This window comes from Acetobacter musti, from assembly GCF_011516835.1.
Taxonomy (GTDB): Bacteria; Pseudomonadota; Alphaproteobacteria; order Acetobacterales; family Acetobacteraceae; genus Acetobacter; species Acetobacter musti.
Map to the genome: position 1 here is coordinate 123,115 of NZ_WOTB01000010.1, position 16,138 is coordinate 139,252.

At 56.7% G+C, this 16,138-nt stretch carries 14 protein-coding genes; 4 read left to right on the top strand and 10 right to left on the bottom strand.

Going from position 1 to position 16,138, the window contains the following annotated elements; genetic code table 11:
* Window positions 1-3: 3 nt before the first annotated feature.
* The 10 genes from GOB93_RS09480 to GOB93_RS09525 all read right to left on the bottom strand — a co-directional run bounded on the left by GOB93_RS09480 (window position 4) and on the right by GOB93_RS09525 (window position 9,360).
* Window positions 4-1,350 (bottom strand): CpaF family protein, encoded by a 1,347-nt coding sequence (locus GOB93_RS09480; RefSeq protein WP_173583259.1) that lies wholly within the window; start codon window positions 1,348-1,350, stop codon window positions 4-6.
* Window positions 1,347-2,603: an AAA family ATPase gene (locus GOB93_RS09485; RefSeq protein WP_173583260.1), complete on the bottom strand. Its 1,257-nt coding sequence runs from the start codon at window positions 2,601-2,603 to the stop codon at window positions 1,347-1,349. Before GOB93_RS09485 ends, GOB93_RS09480 begins: the two co-directional genes overlap by 4 nt.
* Entirely contained in the window at window positions 2,603-2,911 is a 309-nt protein-coding gene (locus GOB93_RS09490) for a hypothetical protein (protein WP_173583261.1), read from the bottom strand. The genes GOB93_RS09485 and GOB93_RS09490 overlap by 1 nt, the downstream gene beginning before the upstream one ends.
* A gap of 1 nt (window position 2,912) precedes the next feature.
* Window positions 2,913-4,337, bottom strand: a complete 1,425-nt coding sequence (locus GOB93_RS09495; RefSeq protein ID WP_173583262.1) for a type II and III secretion system protein family protein — start codon at window positions 4,335-4,337, stop codon at window positions 2,913-2,915.
* A complete protein-coding gene (gene cpaB / locus GOB93_RS09500) occupies window positions 4,327-5,178 on the bottom strand; it encodes a Flp pilus assembly protein CpaB (protein ID WP_173583263.1) in 852 nt (283 codons plus the stop codon). Before cpaB ends, GOB93_RS09495 begins: the two co-directional genes overlap by 11 nt.
* 3 nt (window positions 5,179-5,181) lie before the next feature.
* A complete protein-coding gene (locus GOB93_RS09505; protein ID WP_173583264.1) occupies window positions 5,182-5,679 on the bottom strand; it encodes an A24 family peptidase in 498 nt (165 codons plus the stop codon).
* Between the two features lie 35 nt (window positions 5,680-5,714).
* Complete coding sequence (locus GOB93_RS21980) at window positions 5,715-5,912, bottom strand: Flp family type IVb pilin (RefSeq protein ID WP_173583265.1); 198 nt, start codon at window positions 5,910-5,912, stop codon at window positions 5,715-5,717.
* 218 nt (window positions 5,913-6,130) lie between these two features.
* Complete coding sequence (locus GOB93_RS09515) at window positions 6,131-7,045, bottom strand: copper resistance protein B (RefSeq protein WP_242010664.1); 915 nt, start codon at window positions 7,043-7,045, stop codon at window positions 6,131-6,133.
* Window positions 7,042-8,850 (bottom strand): copper resistance system multicopper oxidase, encoded by a 1,809-nt coding sequence (locus GOB93_RS09520; protein WP_173583266.1) that lies wholly within the window; start codon window positions 8,848-8,850, stop codon window positions 7,042-7,044. The genes GOB93_RS09515 and GOB93_RS09520 overlap by 4 nt, the downstream gene beginning before the upstream one ends.
* A 96-nt stretch (window positions 8,851-8,946) precedes the next feature.
* The gene (locus GOB93_RS09525; protein WP_173583267.1) at window positions 8,947-9,360 is read right to left on the bottom strand and encodes a hypothetical protein; all 414 of its coding nucleotides are present in this window, start codon (window positions 9,358-9,360) and stop codon (window positions 8,947-8,949) included.
* 215 nt (window positions 9,361-9,575) lie between these two features.
* On the opposite strand from GOB93_RS09525, the gene GOB93_RS09530 reads away from it, so the two are divergent.
* From GOB93_RS09530 to GOB93_RS09545, 4 genes are all read left to right on the top strand, one after another.
* Window positions 9,576-10,553, top strand: a complete 978-nt coding sequence (locus GOB93_RS09530; RefSeq protein ID WP_173583268.1) for a LysR substrate-binding domain-containing protein — start codon at window positions 9,576-9,578, stop codon at window positions 10,551-10,553.
* 146 nt (window positions 10,554-10,699) lie between these two features.
* On the top strand, window positions 10,700-11,998 hold the full coding sequence (locus GOB93_RS09535; RefSeq protein WP_198912685.1) for an MFS transporter: 1,299 nt from the start codon (window positions 10,700-10,702) through the stop codon (window positions 11,996-11,998).
* A gap of 4 nt (window positions 11,999-12,002) precedes the next feature.
* Window positions 12,003-12,755 (top strand): class II aldolase/adducin family protein, encoded by a 753-nt coding sequence (locus GOB93_RS09540; RefSeq protein WP_173583269.1) that lies wholly within the window; start codon window positions 12,003-12,005, stop codon window positions 12,753-12,755.
* Window positions 12,756-13,333: 578 nt separating this feature from the next.
* Window positions 13,334-15,757, top strand: coding sequence for a TonB-dependent receptor (locus GOB93_RS09545; protein ID WP_173583270.1), 2,424 nt, complete (start codon window positions 13,334-13,336; stop codon window positions 15,755-15,757).
* The last annotated feature ends 381 nt before the right edge of the window (window positions 15,758-16,138 follow it).

Sequence of the window (16,138 nt, forward strand, 5' to 3'; positions counted from 1 at the left end):
GGTTTAATCCCCAAGCGCATTCACCCAGACTTTATCAAGCTGAAAATATGTTAAGGTACTGTGAAAACTGGGGCGCGCGCGCGATATATTATAATGACCCATGATTTTACCATCATGTCCCTCGCCATCAATACTGAACGTCATAATGTCGTTTAATGTCACGACATCGCCTTCAAGACCGGCAACATCCGTGACCTGAACAATCCGCCGGACCCCGTCGCGCTGCCGCTCGATCTGCACGATCAGATCGACAGCACCAACAATCTGCGTCCGGATCGATGATGTAGGAAGACCCATATTTCCCATCTGCACCATATTTTCAATTCGAGTGATGGCGTCTCGCGTCGAGTTCGCATGGATCGTCGACATGCTCCCGTCATGCCCGGTATTCATCGCCTGAAGCATGTCAAACGCCTCCGAGCCGCGGACCTCACCAATAATGATCCGGTCCGGACGCATTCTGAGCGCGTTCTTCACCAGATCACGCTGCGTAATTTCACCTGTTCCCTCAATAGAGGGCGGCCGTGTCTCCAGACGAACAACATGCGGCTGCTGAAACTGAAGTTCCGCCGCATCCTCAACCGTCACAACACGCTCACCCGGATCGATAAGACGGGACATGGCGTTCATCAGCGTCGTCTTACCGGAACCGGTTCCACCCGATATGATCACATTAAGCCGGATGCGCGATGCTATCTCAAGGATTCTCGCAATCTGTACGGAACAGCTTCCATTCTCGACAAGCTTTTTAAAATCTATCTTTTTCTTAGAAAACTTTCGGATCGACACATAAGGGCCGTCAAGCGCCAGAGGCGGAAAAACAATATTGACACGCGATCCGTCACTCAGCCGCGCATCGACCGTGGGACTCGATTCATCGATACGGCGACCGACAGCCGACGCAATGCGCTGACTCACTGCCATAAGATGACGGCGATCTCTGAAATTTACATTGGCGTCGACCAGTTTTCCCGCTTTTTCAACAAAGACCTTATACGGACCATTGACCATGATGTCCGTGATCTGATCGTCGTCGAGAAGAGGCTGTATCGGCCCCAGCCCAAGCATGTCGTTGACAAGATCATTGGCAAGGGATTTCTGCTCCCGCGCATTGAGCTGAACCCGTTTTTCATTGGCAATTTCGTTAACGACACGCTCAATCTCGAGCATGAGCCGTTCCGGCGGCAGCTTGTTAATGGCCGCCGGGTCCAGTCTCTCCAGACAAAATCCATGTAATTCCGCCGACTGCGCCACAACTTCCGACGTGTGAGAAACCGAATTATTTCTTACGATCTCGACCGGCTGTGGCGATACCGCCGTCTTCTTTCCAAAGGACGGAGGAATGGTCATTTCCGGATTCTCCCGATGAAATCAGTGACGAAACGCGTGAACGAACCCCGTTCCGCAGATCTCTCATTCGCACTCACAGACGCCGCCTCCTGGGCAAGCAGTTCAATGGAAGACCTGAAGGCGCTTCTGTTCCTGACCGCCGGATAGCCGGAAATCTCCGCTTCATTCAGGATTTTGGGCAGAAACGGCACGACGACATCGGGCTGTCTTCCAAGACCGTTCGCGATCTCAGACAAAGAGAGACTTCCGGGCTGCCCGAATTTATTGAGCACAATAAGCGGCCTGACACCATGCGTGCTGCTTCTGGACGCCGCCACGATCCTTAACGTATCTCTTAACGACGGAAGCGTCGGATCAAGAATAACCACCCTCTGATCACAGATATCTATGATGTTTCTGTTGACTTCCTCAAGAAAGTCCGGAATATCCGCAATAACGAAATTATATTTCTTCTTTAATATACTGATAAGATGACGCGGCCCGTTCGACGCGACCGGAACGGATTCAGACAGATCGACCTGACTCCCGAGAACATCGCAGCGCTCCCCGATACGCTGCGCGCTTCGCTCAATGAACAGTTCATCGACGCGTTGCGGCGATTCAAACGCTGTCCGGAGACCTCCGTCCGTCTTCGTTCCAAGAAGCACGGACACAGATCCGGTATAGAGATCGGCGTCCAGAATAAGCGTATGGCGACGCGCAACCTCACCCAGATACCAGGCAAGATTCGCAGCAATCGTCGTCGCCCCCGCTCCTCCGCGCGCACTCAGAAAACCCAGAACACGTCCGCCACGGGTCGTTTCCGGCTCGTAATCCCCGTCAGTCAGAAACGGCCCGAAAAATCTCGCGACCATCGAACGGTTGAGCGGCTTATAGAGATATTCGGCCACACCCAGACCACGAGTGAGCTGCCGATAGAAATTCGCGTCCTGCCGGTCACCGATAACAAGAACCCTGACATCCGGTTCAAGCGTATTCGCCAGATCAACAAGAGACGTTATCGGCTGATCCTCACCGGCAACGTCGATAATCAGAATCTTCGGCGTCGATCCGCGACGCAGCCGGCCCGTCGCCTGCGCGCAGGTCAGGCAGGAAAGACTGAAATTCCCGGGCTGAAATTCATCGAGAACCTCCCGCAGCACATTTTCACTGGCAGGGTCGGAAACAAACGCCTGTATCTGGCTGTCATGTCCGGAGCTTTTCTTTGACGACTCCAGTGACGAAGACAGTTCAAGAGATTTCGCCTGGCTCATTATGAACCGCCTCCCCCGCCCCCGGACTGACTGTTGCCAATCTGCGTGACGGCCGTACTCTCGATTTTCTTTATCTTTCCGTCACGAAGACGTTTCACGGCATTGGCAGCGAGCGTCGCGTCATATGTCGGGTCCGAACGACCGGAACGGAGATCGGAGGGCTCCGCGACCTGAAGAACAAGATTACGGGAATTCGCGCTCGGCAGATTCCACCGGTCGGACATATAGAGCGGATCGGCTCCGGCGCATCCCGACAGAATCAGCAGACCAGATGTGAACAGTGTTGATTTTACCAGACATATCCGCATCTCAGTCCACCATAAAACCGATATCGAGCGGCTCAGACGGCGCAGGCACAGCTGCTCCCTGCTGCTGCCGCAGCACATCACGCCGCGTCCGTTTGCCGGCAAGAGATCCCGCGAGAACGCGTTCATAATCGTTCGGCGGTGTCCATTTGTCGTTCGGCCTGGCCAGCACATCCGGACTTGAAACCGGCCGCACGACATACGGCGTGACAATAATCACGAGCTCGCTCTGATTATGCTGAAAGCTGTTCGAGCGAAAAAGCGCCCCCAGAATAGGAACGTCGCTCAGGCCAGGCAGGCCAAGATTCGCAGTCGTGGTATTATCCTGAAAAAGCCCCGCAATTGCGAAACTCTGGCCACTCCCCAGCTCCACAGTCGTATCGACACGACTGACTGTCAGAGCCGGAATACTGATGGAGTTACTGCCCTCCCCAAACGAAACCGCACCCGTGCTGGTCAGCTGACTGACCTCCGGCCGCACATGCAGGTTGATACGTCCGCCGGTCAGAACCGTGGGGATAAAGGAGAGCGAGACGCCATACTGCTTATACTGCACAGAAACCGTGTTGTTATAAGACGATATCGGAATCGGATATTCGCCGCCAACAAGAAAGCTGGCCGGCTCGCCACTCATCGTCGTCAGATTGGGCTCAGCCAGCATATGCACCAGCTGATCCTGCGCGAGGGCATCAATAACCGTCTCAAGCGTCGTCGGCCGGCCGGCGATGCGAAACCGGGACAGAAAAGAGAAACTGCTTGCACTGGACGCCATCGTGGCAAGCGGGCTCATAGTGGCGAGGCCGATCGCGGCACTCGTCCCCAGAGCATTCACATTTTCCCACTGCACACCCAGCTCACGCACCATCTGCCGGGACATCTCCACAACCTGGACCTGGAGATTTACCTGAACCGACCCGGAAAGCCGCATGCGGTCGTAAACCTCGCCCTTACCAGCCTCATCCTGCGCCGCGGCGACAGCACGCTCGGCGCTTTCAGCATCCGGCGCGACTCCGTTTACGGTTATCCCACCCGGCCCCATTCGCGGATGCAGCTGCGCGGCATTTTCCTGATGCGCCACCTCACGCAGCTGAGTCGCCGGATACTGCGCCGGATTTACAACGACCGTGTACTGCGCAACCGGATGCCCCCCCGCATCGGCAGCGGAAATCGTCGTCTGACCGGGTCCCGTTCCAAAAACGAAAAGCGTCGTTGAATTTGCCGGCCTGACCTCAGCAACTTTCGGATCGGCCGCGAACGCAGTCGCAACACTGTCTTTCAGCTCCAGAAGTTTTCCCGTTCCCACCTCAAGCGTGACAGCAGCAGGCGCCCGCGCGGAAGACGGAACCGCGAAGGACATGCAGAAAACCACAACGCCACAGACGACCGGCTTCTGAAATCTTCGCCAGATGCGTCCGATCTCAATGCGCATTGGTGACTTCCTCGAGCCCGTTGAAGACCCGCATGGATTCGACACCAGAAGTTTTCCGGTCGCTGGCAGAGTTTTCGGGCGGAGCACTTGCATCAAAGATATCTTCGTTCCACGTGGCATCCGGTATGGACGCCTTTCCTTCCGGCTGAATCAGCGGCCGCAATGCGAGAACGATACGCCCGAGTTTCTGAGCAAGTGCTAATTTCTGTGCATTTTTCGGAGAAAGTTCGAGGGCAGCCGTACGGGCTGTCTGATTCGGCAGCGAAGGGTTTTTCCCACGGATGACGGTCTGATCAATCGCAACAACATGCACATTTTCAAGGATCGTCTGCGAGGCCGCACTGTGGCCTGATGACGACGCATTCCCGGAATTCGGCAGAAGAATCACATCCACATAGTCCCCGGGCCAGATCAGACCGTCAGCCGCGCTGGCCGGATCGACAGACACGGATACACCACGCGATCCCGGCGCAAGAAGCGCTGCAAGAAAGCCGCCTTCCCCCGGATGCACGACATCGTCACCCCGCAGCTGCGCCCCTTTCGGAAGCGCAACACGGAGAAGCGTCCCGATGAAATCCTTACGCTGAGTACTGAGCAATGCCCCGAACGATCTGAACGACTGCGGGACAGACTGATCGGACAAATCTTCGTCCCGTAAAATCTCACCGGGAAAAAGCTGCCGTTTCGCGGTAAGAATTTTAACCGTCGGTTCGGGCTTTATAACAGGAACAGGCCTTGACGGCGCAGCTGTCTGATGAAGCGATAATTTAATAAGAAGGAAGATCGACAGGACAGTAAGGACAACTATGCAGACATATGTAATGTACTTATGTATTCCCATAGTTTACCCAATCAGATTTGTTATATTCGCTATCGTCCCGACTGCAATCGCAACGCCATAAGGCAGACCCGGCATATGCGGCGAAACCCCGACCTGTAACGCTCCTGCGGGACACAGCGAATCACTCCGCCAGCATCGTCGCATTCCTGATGCCAGAAAGAAGTAAATGACATAGAAAACAGCCAGAACGGCACCGGCCAGCGCGATAGAGAAAAACAGCCCGAAGAGATGTGACGGGGGAACAAGCGGTATAAGAGCGGCCAGCAACTTTACGTCGCCACCACCGAGAATGCGTAAAACCCATAATGCATAGAAAAACGGCGCAAGAATAAGAAAGATAAAAGAACCCGCAGGAATTCCACCCCTGTTCCAGGCAGACAGAAAAGACAGAAGCAACACAATTCCGGAAGCGGAATTGTAAATCGTTCGCGCCCTCAGATCCGTCAGAGCAGAGAATAAAAGAACAGAAGATACCGCAAAAAAAATAATATCCTGCAGCATCTTCTGTTTTCTATACAGTAACCGAAAGAACCGCGTCAGCCTGAAGTCGTGGACGGCGCCGTGGCGATCGAGCTGCCAATCGTGCCAAACAGCGCACTCAGGTTGGAACCGAGGAATTTCATCGATCCGAAAGCAACAACCGCGATCAGCCCGGCGATGAGCGCGTATTCGATTGCCGTAACACCTTCCCGGTCACCGAAGAAGGCACGGACCTTGTGCATAACTGTAACCATGTGTTTTCATCCTGTCATATCGTCAGAGAGAGACCCGTCTCTCTACCGGGGCGCTCGAAGACTGCTCCCAACGCACGGGTTGGCTCTTACGATTCACCAAAACGGTTAATTTCCGATTAACCCGACCCGCGACCCGGCCCCGTCTTCTCCATTTCGCCGGACACCGCACAACACCGCGATCCCATAACCGGACAACACACCGCATCACGTGAAAGCAGTCAGAACCACGCCCGCAGACCAAACGTCACGACCACATCCCGCACCACGGAATTCTGACGCCTCGCGATATCAGCCGCCTGACCGGCCTGGCCCGAATACGTGATGCCAATATAGGGAGCGAGCTTGCGAAACCATTCGTACCGGAGTCGCAGCCCGGTATCGAACTCAGAAAATCCCCGCCCCACCCCGCGCGCCCGGTCCGCCCCCGAATAGAAATTCAGCTCGGCCTGAGGCTGCAGAATCAGCCGGTTCGTCAGCAGAATGTCATACGATCCCTGAAGACGTCCGGCCGCGCCACGGTCGCTGAAATACGCCGTCGCTTCCAGATCAAAAAAGTAGAGCGCCAGCCCCTGAATCCCGACAGCCCCCCACGGCCGGACCGGTCCATTGTCGATATCGAGCCTGACACCGGTCTGCACATCGAAATAACGCGAAACCGCACGATCATAGAGAATCTCGTGATCCCCGTCCCCGAAACGACCGTTCCGTCCGACCGTCCCCTCCGATTTTATCCAGAGCTTATCGTAATCCGTTCCGTACCAGCCCTGACCGTCATAACGGAACGCACCGCCACGCCCGTTATAACGCGCCTCAAATTCATCAAGAATCGCATGCGCATACAGCATGTGATCCATCACCGGTTGAATACCGCCAATATATGACACCGGACGTGACCGTGACACCGGCACCCCACGTTCCGGAGCAGGATGCCGCGCCACCTTACCGGACACATGGGACACCGCAGCAGCCTGCCGTGACCCTGCCGGCTTCTTCCCGTCACCCCCGTTCACGCCAGACACCGCCATGCCAGGCATCTCCATACCCGACATCTCCATCCCGGCCATGTCATGCGCCAGCGCCGGAACGGAAGAGAGCACCAGCGCCGCCAGCCCCACGGCCACCCTCCCCCTCATGACACCACCACCGTGCGGAACATCCCTACTTCCATGTGGTAGAGAAGATGACAGTGATACGCCCACAATCCCGGCACATCCGCCGTTACCAGATAACTCAGACGCTCCCCCGGCTTCACCGTCAGCGTATGCTTATACGGCCGGAACGCCCCCTGCCCGTTCTCCAGCTCGCTCCAGAACCCATGCAGATGGATCGGATGCTCCATCATCGTGTCATTGATCAGAATGAACCGGACCCGCTCTCCCGCTGAAAGCCGCACCGGCTCCGCCTCCGAGAATTTCTTCCCGTCGAACCCCCAGATAAACCGCTGCATGTTTCCCGTCAGATGCAGCGTAATCTCGCGGGACGGCGGACGCGGATCGTTACCCGCACGCGTCGCCCGCAGATCCGCATAGGTCAGACAGCGCCGCCCGTTCCCCTCCAGCCCGGCGCCAGGCTCGCCAGACCGGTCACGCGGCATCATCGCAACGCTCTGAACCTCCACCCCCTCGCGCAGAGACCGTCCTGCTGTCCTCCCATCTTTCATGGCCTGAGGCATGGAGTCCGGCATCTCCATCTGCGCCATATGTCCGCCGCCATGATCCATTCCCGGCATGGCGTCAGACATGTCACCGGATGCCTTTGCTCCCCGATGTCCTGAGTCATGGCCCATATCCATACCGGCATGGCCCGCATCCATGCCACCCATCCCCATATCCACCATCGTCCGCAGCGGACGCGGGTCCATCGGCGGCACCGGTCCCAGCGCTCCGGGTCGCACCGCCAGCGTCCCCCGCGCATAGCCGGTGCGATCCTCCGACTGCACAAACACCGTCCACGGCCCCGCCCCTTCCGGCCGCACGATCACGTCATACGTCTCAGCCGGTCCGATCCGGAACTCATCCACCGGAACCGGCTCAACCTCCCGCCCGTCCGCCGATACGACCTGCATCACCAGCCCCGGAATCCGCACATCAAAAAGCGTCATCGAAGCCGCGTTAATCACCCGCAGCCGCACCCGTTCACCCGGGCGGAACAGCCCCGTCCACCCCGTCTCCGGCGGCTGTCCGTTCATCAGATAAGTGTAAATAATGCCGGATACGTCCGAAATATCAGTCGGCGCCATGTTCATCGCGCCCCAGCGCAGCCGGTCCCGAACAGTAGCTCTCAGCCCTTCGCGCGCCGCATCCCGCACAAATGTACCGACCGTGCGTTGCCGGAAATTGTAGTAATCGCTCTGGAATTTCAGATTGGAGACAATCTGCTCCGGGTCAGCATCCGTCCAGTCCGACAGAACCAGAACATAATCCCGCTCCGCCGTCCGGACCGGCCCCTCCGCAGGATCAATCACCAGAGCCCCGTAAAGCCCCGTCTGCTCCTGCATCCCTGAATGGCTGTGATACCAGTACGTGCCATTCTGCCGGACCGGAAACCGGTACGTGAACGTCTCTCCCGGCCTGATCCCGGCAAAACTCAGCCCCGGCACCCCGTCCATCTCCGCCGGCAGCCGGATGCCATGCCAGTGCAGCGACGTCGTCTCATCAAGCCGGTTCGTCACCGCGATCTCAACCGTATCGCCCTCCCGCCACCGCAATGTCGGCGCCGGCATCGACCCGTTGATCCCGGTCGCCATCGCCCGCCTGCCGCCAATGACAACCGGCACAGACTCAACAGAAAGAGAAAAACGCGAAGCCGCCCGCTCCGGAACGGCAGTCAGCGCCGCCGCATCAGCCCGGCAAAAGGACCCGGCCACACCCATGGCAGCCGCGCCCGTCACGAAGCGGCGACGCGACAGCGCCCCCCGCCCCGGAAAGGAATACATCATGACAGAAAAAACCCGATAAGAGCCGGAACAGAGCCCTCAGCCAGCCCGCGCTGACCGGAAGCCACACCGATTCCACACCGCCCAAAAAGGCGGGCGTCAGACTCTCAGCCGGGGAGGCGGCGTATCAGGCGCCGCCCGGAACCCCCGCACCTGCGCACCGGCAGGACCGGACCAGGAAACATCCGCCGTCATCCGCGCCGTCACCAGCACACCCGAAGACCCGTCCGGCAATGTCGCGGAACAGACACTCTGCGTACAGCAATCCCCGTCATGCCCCGTTCCGGTATCCCGATGGCACCCCTGCTCCGGCATCACCCTATCCGGCATCGCCCTGTGGTGATGCCCGGCCCCGCAGGACATCGCCATTACATGATGAGCCGCCGGCATCACCGGCAAAGAACGCGCCTGCGCACCGGGCGACAGCAGCACGGACAGAAGCAGCACCGCCTGCATCAGCAGAACAGCCAGCCTCTTCCCCGCTCCGGTTTCCCACATTCGCCGCAAACTCATTCCACTCCGGATCAAGCCGGACACAGCCTATCCACACCGGAAAAACCACGCAACAGAAACACGGGCCTCTGTCCGTGCCCCACAGCAATCCCGCTGACCCCGTCCGGTCCGGGTGGCGCAGATCTGCATGCAGGGAAACCGACATGAGCAATATCGACAGCGGATCATCAGGCGGATGATAGTGCCGGAACAACCCGACAGAAGAGGAGCCGGGGGTGAAGAGCAGTGAGCGGCCTCGCAGCAAGAAAGATTCCGTTCCCGATCCCGTGAAGCTGCACAGACTGCATGAGCGCCTGGACTGGAATCTGCTTCGCACATTCCAGGTGGTGGCGCTCGAACGCAATCTGACCCGTGCCGCGATACAGTTGCATGTCACGCAGTCAGCCGTCAGTCAGGCGCTCCGGCGACTGGAACATTTTGTCGGCTGCAAACTGATCGTGCGGCGGGGAAACACGATGGTTCTGACAAAGACCGGAGAGAACGTCTACCGGATTGCCTCGGAAACATATCGCGCAGTCCGCGGCATCGGCGACGCAGTCGTCGGTTCGGATGGAAACGAAGTCGGGACGGTTCGCCTTCTGACGATCAGCGGTGTGGAAAGCGAGACTTACGATGCTTTCCTGCGACAGTTCCACGTGCGCTACCCACGCATCAGACTTGAGATACTGCCGGCAAGCAGTCAGGATATCGTGAATACGGTTCTCCAGAACACCGGAGCCATCGGTCTCGGACTTCTGAAAAACGAGCATCCTAATCTGGGCCATTTTCTGCTCATCCGTCAGCGCTACGCTTTTTACTGCGGACCGCATCATCCTCTGTTCGGCCGCGCGGATATCCGGCCGGAAGAACTGCAGACGGAGGACTTTGTCACATTTCAGGCGGAGATGCTGGGTGGCCCGCTCGCATCGCTGGTGTTCTTTCGGGATATGAAGGGATTTTCAGGACAGACGACCGGAATCTCTCCCAGTTACCGGGAGGTCCGGCGTCTCATTCTCGCAGGTTTCGGCATTGGCTGCATTCCCGAACATATTGCCCGCAAGGATGAGGAGCGCCGCCTGCTCTGGCGTCTGCCGCCCGATGAGGGCGTGGCGGAGGCGAATATCCATTTTCTCTGGAACCGTCAGGCCAGATACTCAAAAGCGGAAGAAATTTTCATCAGCATGCTGACCGAAACCCTGTCTTCCGGAGAGTGAGAGATTCCCCCTCCAGGATATAAGCGACACTAATAGTCCCTTATAACGATAATAACCTCCCCGAAACGATCTGATCCCGATATGACTGAGACCTGCCCGATAATCGCCGGGCGGACCGGATGCGGAGCATCAGCGGGAGCCGGGTCATGCTGAAAACAGACCGTCACATGATACGCGCATGCGCATCGTCCTTCGTCGGGACGGCTCTTGAGTTCTATGATTACTATGTCTACGCCCTCGCCTCCTCTCTGATCCTCGGCAGGGTTTTCTTTCCTTCCTCCAGCCCGCTCGTAACGGATCTGAATGCCTACGGCACGCTCGCCGCAGGTTTTCTGGCGCGCCCCTTTGCCGGAATGCTGTGCGGAATGATGGGAGATCGTTACGGCAGAAAGAAAGTTCTCACACTCACCGTCGTGGGGATGGGAGCGGCCACAACGGCAATCGGACTCGTGCCAGGCTACGCGTCGATCGGTTTTGCGGCGCCGGTCCTGCTGGTGCTTCTCCGCATTATGCAGGGACTGGCCGTGGGAGGCGAATGGGGCGGCGCGGTCTTGCTGGCCAGTGAGCACGCGCCGGAGCGATGGAAAATCTTCGCGGCCTCGTTTCCTCAGCTGGGCAGTCCCGCGGGAATGCTGATGGCCCTGGCGTCGTTCCGGGGGGCGACCGCTCTGGGAACCAGTGCGTTTACGGACTGGGCATGGCGTATTCCGTTTCTGCTGGGCGGGCTGATTGCCCTGGGCTGCTTTATTCTGCGCCGTCAGGTCGAGGAGACGCCGGATTTTCTTGCCGCGCGCAGGGAATCGCGGACAAGCCGCGAGATGCTTCCGGTCCGGCTTGCCGGGCAATGGGGACGGATTTTCTATGCAGGTCTGGCGGTGATCGTCGGCAGCGCGGGGTTTTTCTTCGTCAACACGTTTCTGCTCGGTTACGCACCCGTTTATATGCACGTATCGCGCCAGTTCATGCTGGATGCGATGCTGATCGCGACGGTGCTGCAGTTTCTGACACAGCCACTGGCGGCATGGATCGCGCAGAAAACAGGAGAAATCCGGTTTCTTCTGACTGTCGCCGGACTCTGTGTTCTCCTGCCGTTTCCGATGTTTCGTGCTCTGGAAACGCATCGTTTCCTGCCAGCCGCCATCGCGATTTCAGCGACAGTTGTTTCCCTGTCGGCATTTTACGCTGCCGTGGCCGGGTTTCTGGCGAATGCGTTTCCGGCCCGCGTGCGCTACACGGCGATTTCCATTGCCTACCAGACGAGCGCTTCTCTTGTGACCGGCATGACGCCGATTGCCGGCACGCTGATCGCATCGCGGTTCAGGACCGACTGGACACCGCTCGCACTGTTTTTTTCCGCCATGGCGGTGTGTTCCATGGCGGGCGTGGCCGGTCTGGCCCGATCCTGCGCGGAGTCACCCGAACCCGTTGTCCTGAAAGGACTCTGACCCGATGACCCACACATCTTATTCTGCTGAAGAATGGACGGCGCGCTGTGAACTGGCGGCGCTGTATCGCCTGATTGCATTCTATCGCATGACCGATCTGGTGGACACGCATGTGTCCCTGCGCATTCCCGGTGATGACCAGCATTTTCTGATCAACCGTTATGGCGTGGCGTTTGACCGGATGCGGGCAAGCGATCTCGTGCGGGTTGATAAATCCGGTGTCGTCCAGGACATGACATTTACGGATCTTGCCATCAACGCGGCGGGTTTTGTTATTCACTCGGCCGTTCATCAGGCGCGCGACGATATGGCATGCGTCATTCACACACACACGTCAGCAGGTGTCGCCGTCTCGGCGCAAAAACAGGGGCTTCTTCCGATCAGCCAGCATGCTCTCAAGTATTATGGCAAGCTGTCCTATCATACTTATGAAGGAATCGCGCTCTCTCCGGAGGAGCGGGAGCGGCTTGTTGCCGATCTTGGTCCGAACCGGGCGATGATTCTGCGAAATCACGGACTGCTCGCCGGCGGACCTGGCGTGAAACACGCATTCCATGAAATCTATATGCTTGAACGCGCCTGCCAGATTCAGGTCCAGGCCCTGTCGGGCGGGTGCGAACTTTCCATCCCGTCGGACGAAATATGCAGACGAACAGCACAGCAGTTTGTACGTGATGACAGCGAACACATTATTTCCATTGCGTGGGACGCGGCGCTCAGTCTGATTGACGACCAGAAGGCGTCTTACACGTCGTAAATGAAGCCCCGGCAGCCATGTCTGCCGATGATTTGCAGCACGAAAAAACCGCTGTGACCGGATTTATGAAAAAGAGAGCCATGACATCGCAAAGATCGTGTCTGGTCATGAAGACTGGAGAGACAATGAATTTTCAGATCTGGCATGACACCTTCAGGGAAATTCTTCATACGGGAGAACAGCCCCACTTTTCCCGGATCGAAAGGCATCCTCCGCACGGATGCGCAGATGGACTGCTTTCCAAAACATCTTTCATAAACCAGAGCAGTCCTTCCGGACTACATGAATACGGAGCGCACCCGCATTCCGATGGCGGAGTCTGTGCTCAGGATCTTCCTTTACGTGTTCCTGGCACGAAACCTGTCATTCGGAGAGAAAACATTCTGTCACTTCCATAACATCCCATATTCAGCCATCCTGTAATTATTTCGATATCGTAATATTTAAGCCGGTCAGATTCTTTCCTGAAAATTACATTTGGAGCCCCTCCACGCTGCACCCGGTTTCTCTTTTTCGTTTTTCGTTCTGTTCTCGTAATTTTCCTTTTCCTGCGGTAATACTGTGAAGGGACTCATGTAATGGGCGTCAGCAAAGCTTTGTGTTCCGGCGTTATTGCATTGTGCAGCGCGACATTTCTTTCAGGTATGCTTATACCCGATACGGCCGTTGCGGCGACCGGCGCTCCGGCGCGTCACAAGCCGCGGGTGAAACATTCCGTCCCCTCTTCCGGGAACGGAGCGCGGCCCGCAGTCGCAACCAGGCCCCACCCGCCGCGCAGCAAAGAAGCGGACGGACAGCCTGAAACCGTTCGCGTCAGCACGGCACGTCGCATGCATGGCGGCGGACTGCTGCAGTTCAGTGCCGCCCCGCAGGCGTCGAGCATTGTTTCCGCCGAGTATATCAGCAAACAGTCCGCAGGACAGAGCCCGCTTTCGCTTGTCCAGATGTCGCCAGGAGCAAATTTCTCATCCGGCGATGCTTTCGGGCTGAGCAATCAGAGTTCGATTTCCGTCCGGGGACTGGCGCAGACGGAACTGGGTTATCTCTTCGAGGGCGTTCAGATGAACGATTCCGGAAGTCAGACAGCCAACTCTTCCGAATGGGTCGATTCAGAGAATATGAAGGCGATCGAGATCTATCAGGGCGCGGGGCATCTTGACGCCCCTGTCGTAACGGCGTCCGGCGGCATCATCTCGGTTCAGATGAGCGACCCGGCTGAGCGGCGACGGGCGATGCTGACGGAAAGTTACGGCAGCTATCAGACGAACCGCCAGTTCGCGCGCTATGACACGGGGGAAATCGGCAATACCGGCCTGAAGGCGTTTGTATCGGCGTCTTATCTGTCCAGTAAGCTCTCACGCGGGGCCGGACGCAACCAGCGCGTTCATACCGATTTCGGATTCCGAAAGGACTGGCAGGAAAATTTCATCAAACTGTCCGGATCTTACAACAATGACCGTCGCGGAAGCTATACGACACCGACGATGGCGCAGTGGAACGAGTATGGAGACCAGTATAACCGCAATAACTCATACACTTTCGGAGATACGAATTACTGGAGACTGAATAAACTCGGTTTCCATCATCTTCTGCTCTCGATGCAGTCTCACTTCAGACTTGATGAGCATTTCGATGCCGAGGCATCACCGTATTTCTATCACGGAGGCGGCTACCTCTCCGGCGGCGGCACCTATAACGTCAGCGGGAATTACAGAGGCACTGAATATTACCCAGGCGCGGTCAATGTTCCCTATTCACAGGACGGGAAGTTTACCGGCCTGTCGGGCTGGAACGGACACGAGCTCTGGAGCGGATTCAACGGAAAAGTTCACTACCATACCGGGCATAATCTTCTGACAGTGGGGTACTGGTATCAGTATTCGTATTATCACACCGACAGCCCGGTAACGGCACTGAACGAGGATGGCACCGCGGCCAGCATGTGGGGCGGCTATACGCTGCGTCTTCCCGACGGAAAGCAGCTCGAAACTTACAACTATGCCGCCTCGACCCAGACGAATGCCGTCTATCTTCAGGACGAACTCAAACTCCTGAACGACCGTCTTCTCCTGCAGGCGGGCTTCAAATATGTAATCAGCTCCCGTAACGGCAAGGACTTCATGCCAGGTCCGCAGCACAGAATCTCGACATACTCGACCGTTCCGCTGCCACGGGTCGGAGCGACTTACAAAATCACGAAAAACGATGTGGTTTTCATCGACGGCACAACGGGCTTCAAGATTCCGGCGACGACCAGCGCGTTCAATCAGTACAGTATAACGACGGGAGCCATTACGCAGGTCGGGAATCCCGATCTGAAAAACGAGTATTCCATCTCGGAAGAAGTCGGTTACCGCCACAACGGGTTCATCAGCGGCGCAATTACGTTTTTCAATTACAATTTCACCAATCATCAGATCGCGACAAGCGCCTATGTCGGCAATTCGCAGACTCTTACAACGAGCTATCTCAATGTCGGCGGCATGACCACGCGCGGCGTCGACGTCGAGCTTGGAACGGCGCCGATTCACCATTTCTCTCCCTATGTTTCAGGCGAGTTTCTGGATGCGAAGCTTGATAACAATGTCCGGAAGGGCAGTGATTACCTGCAGACCAAAGGAAAAAATGCGCCTCTGACCCCGCGCTGGATGGCGGCGGTGGGTCTTCAGTATGATGACGGCCATTTCTTCGGCAGCGCCCGCATCAAAGTGACCGGCTCGCAATATTCGACGCTGATGAATGATGAGAAAATTCCGGAATATGTAACCTGCGATATCGGTGTTGGATATAAATGGAGCCAGCTCTGGTATCTGAAAAATCCGAATATCCGACTGAATTTCATTAATGTCGGGAACGCGAAATACCTCTCCGGCGCGGCAGCTCTTCAGACCAACGCAAAAGCAACGAAAGGAATATTCGGCTCAACAATCGCAGGCTCATCGCCCTCGTACTACATAGGATCGCCGTTCGCGATGATGTTCACTGTGGCGACCGAGCTTTGAAAACCATGACAGGAAGTGACGAATCACCACCACAGACGGATCAATGCAGCGCCGTCAGGCACAGGATTCCCCCAAACTAACCCCCTCAGAGACTGCCTAAAAAGCCTCACCGTAAAACCAGCTTTAAATTATAAAGAAGTTTCCGGTGAAGATTTTTTTTCAAAAAGCTTCAGGAGACGCCGCTTTTTTGAAAAAAGGCGGCACCCAAAAACTTTTCAAAGACTTATCGCTACGCGCATTCTGATCCTGGCTGAAGCGAACAGATGGGCAGGCCTCACAAAACCATAACATCATCAGTCTGTTATGAGAATTTTCGTGCATTTTAAAATTTTTGAAACAGCTTCATAAACAAACCAGGACCAAAAGGGCCACACCCCTTTG

Bases quoted from the DNA above. Each gene is read 5' to 3' on its own strand.
- GOB93_RS09505 (WP_173583264.1), bottom strand. From the start codon at position 5,679: ATGCTGCAGGATATTATTTTTTTTGCGGTATCTTCTGTTCTTTTATTC.
- GOB93_RS09525 (WP_173583267.1), bottom strand. From the start codon at position 9,360: ATGAGTTTGCGGCGAATGTGGGAAACCGGAGCGGGGAAGAGGCTGGCT.
- GOB93_RS09545 (WP_173583270.1), top strand. From the start codon at position 13,334: ATGGGCGTCAGCAAAGCTTTGTGTTCCGGCGTTATTGCATTGTGCAGC.
- GOB93_RS09540 (WP_173583269.1), top strand. From the start codon at position 12,003: ATGACCCACACATCTTATTCTGCTGAAGAATGGACGGCGCGCTGTGAA.
- cpaB (WP_173583263.1), bottom strand. From the start codon at position 5,178: ATGGGAATACATAAGTACATTACATATGTCTGCATAGTTGTCCTTACT.
- GOB93_RS09480 (WP_173583259.1), bottom strand. From the start codon at position 1,350: ATGACCATTCCTCCGTCCTTTGGAAAGAAGACGGCGGTATCGCCACAG.
- GOB93_RS09535 (WP_198912685.1), top strand. From the start codon at position 10,700: ATGCTGAAAACAGACCGTCACATGATACGCGCATGCGCATCGTCCTTC.
- GOB93_RS09515 (WP_242010664.1), bottom strand. From the start codon at position 7,045: ATGAGGGGGAGGGTGGCCGTGGGGCTGGCGGCGCTGGTGCTCTCTTCC.
- GOB93_RS09495 (WP_173583262.1), bottom strand. From the start codon at position 4,337: ATGCGCATTGAGATCGGACGCATCTGGCGAAGATTTCAGAAGCCGGTC.
- GOB93_RS09520 (WP_173583266.1), bottom strand. From the start codon at position 8,850: ATGATGTATTCCTTTCCGGGGCGGGGGGCGCTGTCGCGTCGCCGCTTC.
- GOB93_RS21980 (WP_173583265.1), bottom strand. From the start codon at position 5,912: ATGGTTACAGTTATGCACAAGGTCCGTGCCTTCTTCGGTGACCGGGAA.
- GOB93_RS09490 (WP_173583261.1), bottom strand. From the start codon at position 2,911: ATGCGGATATGTCTGGTAAAATCAACACTGTTCACATCTGGTCTGCTG.
- GOB93_RS09485 (WP_173583260.1), bottom strand. From the start codon at position 2,603: ATGAGCCAGGCGAAATCTCTTGAACTGTCTTCGTCACTGGAGTCGTCA.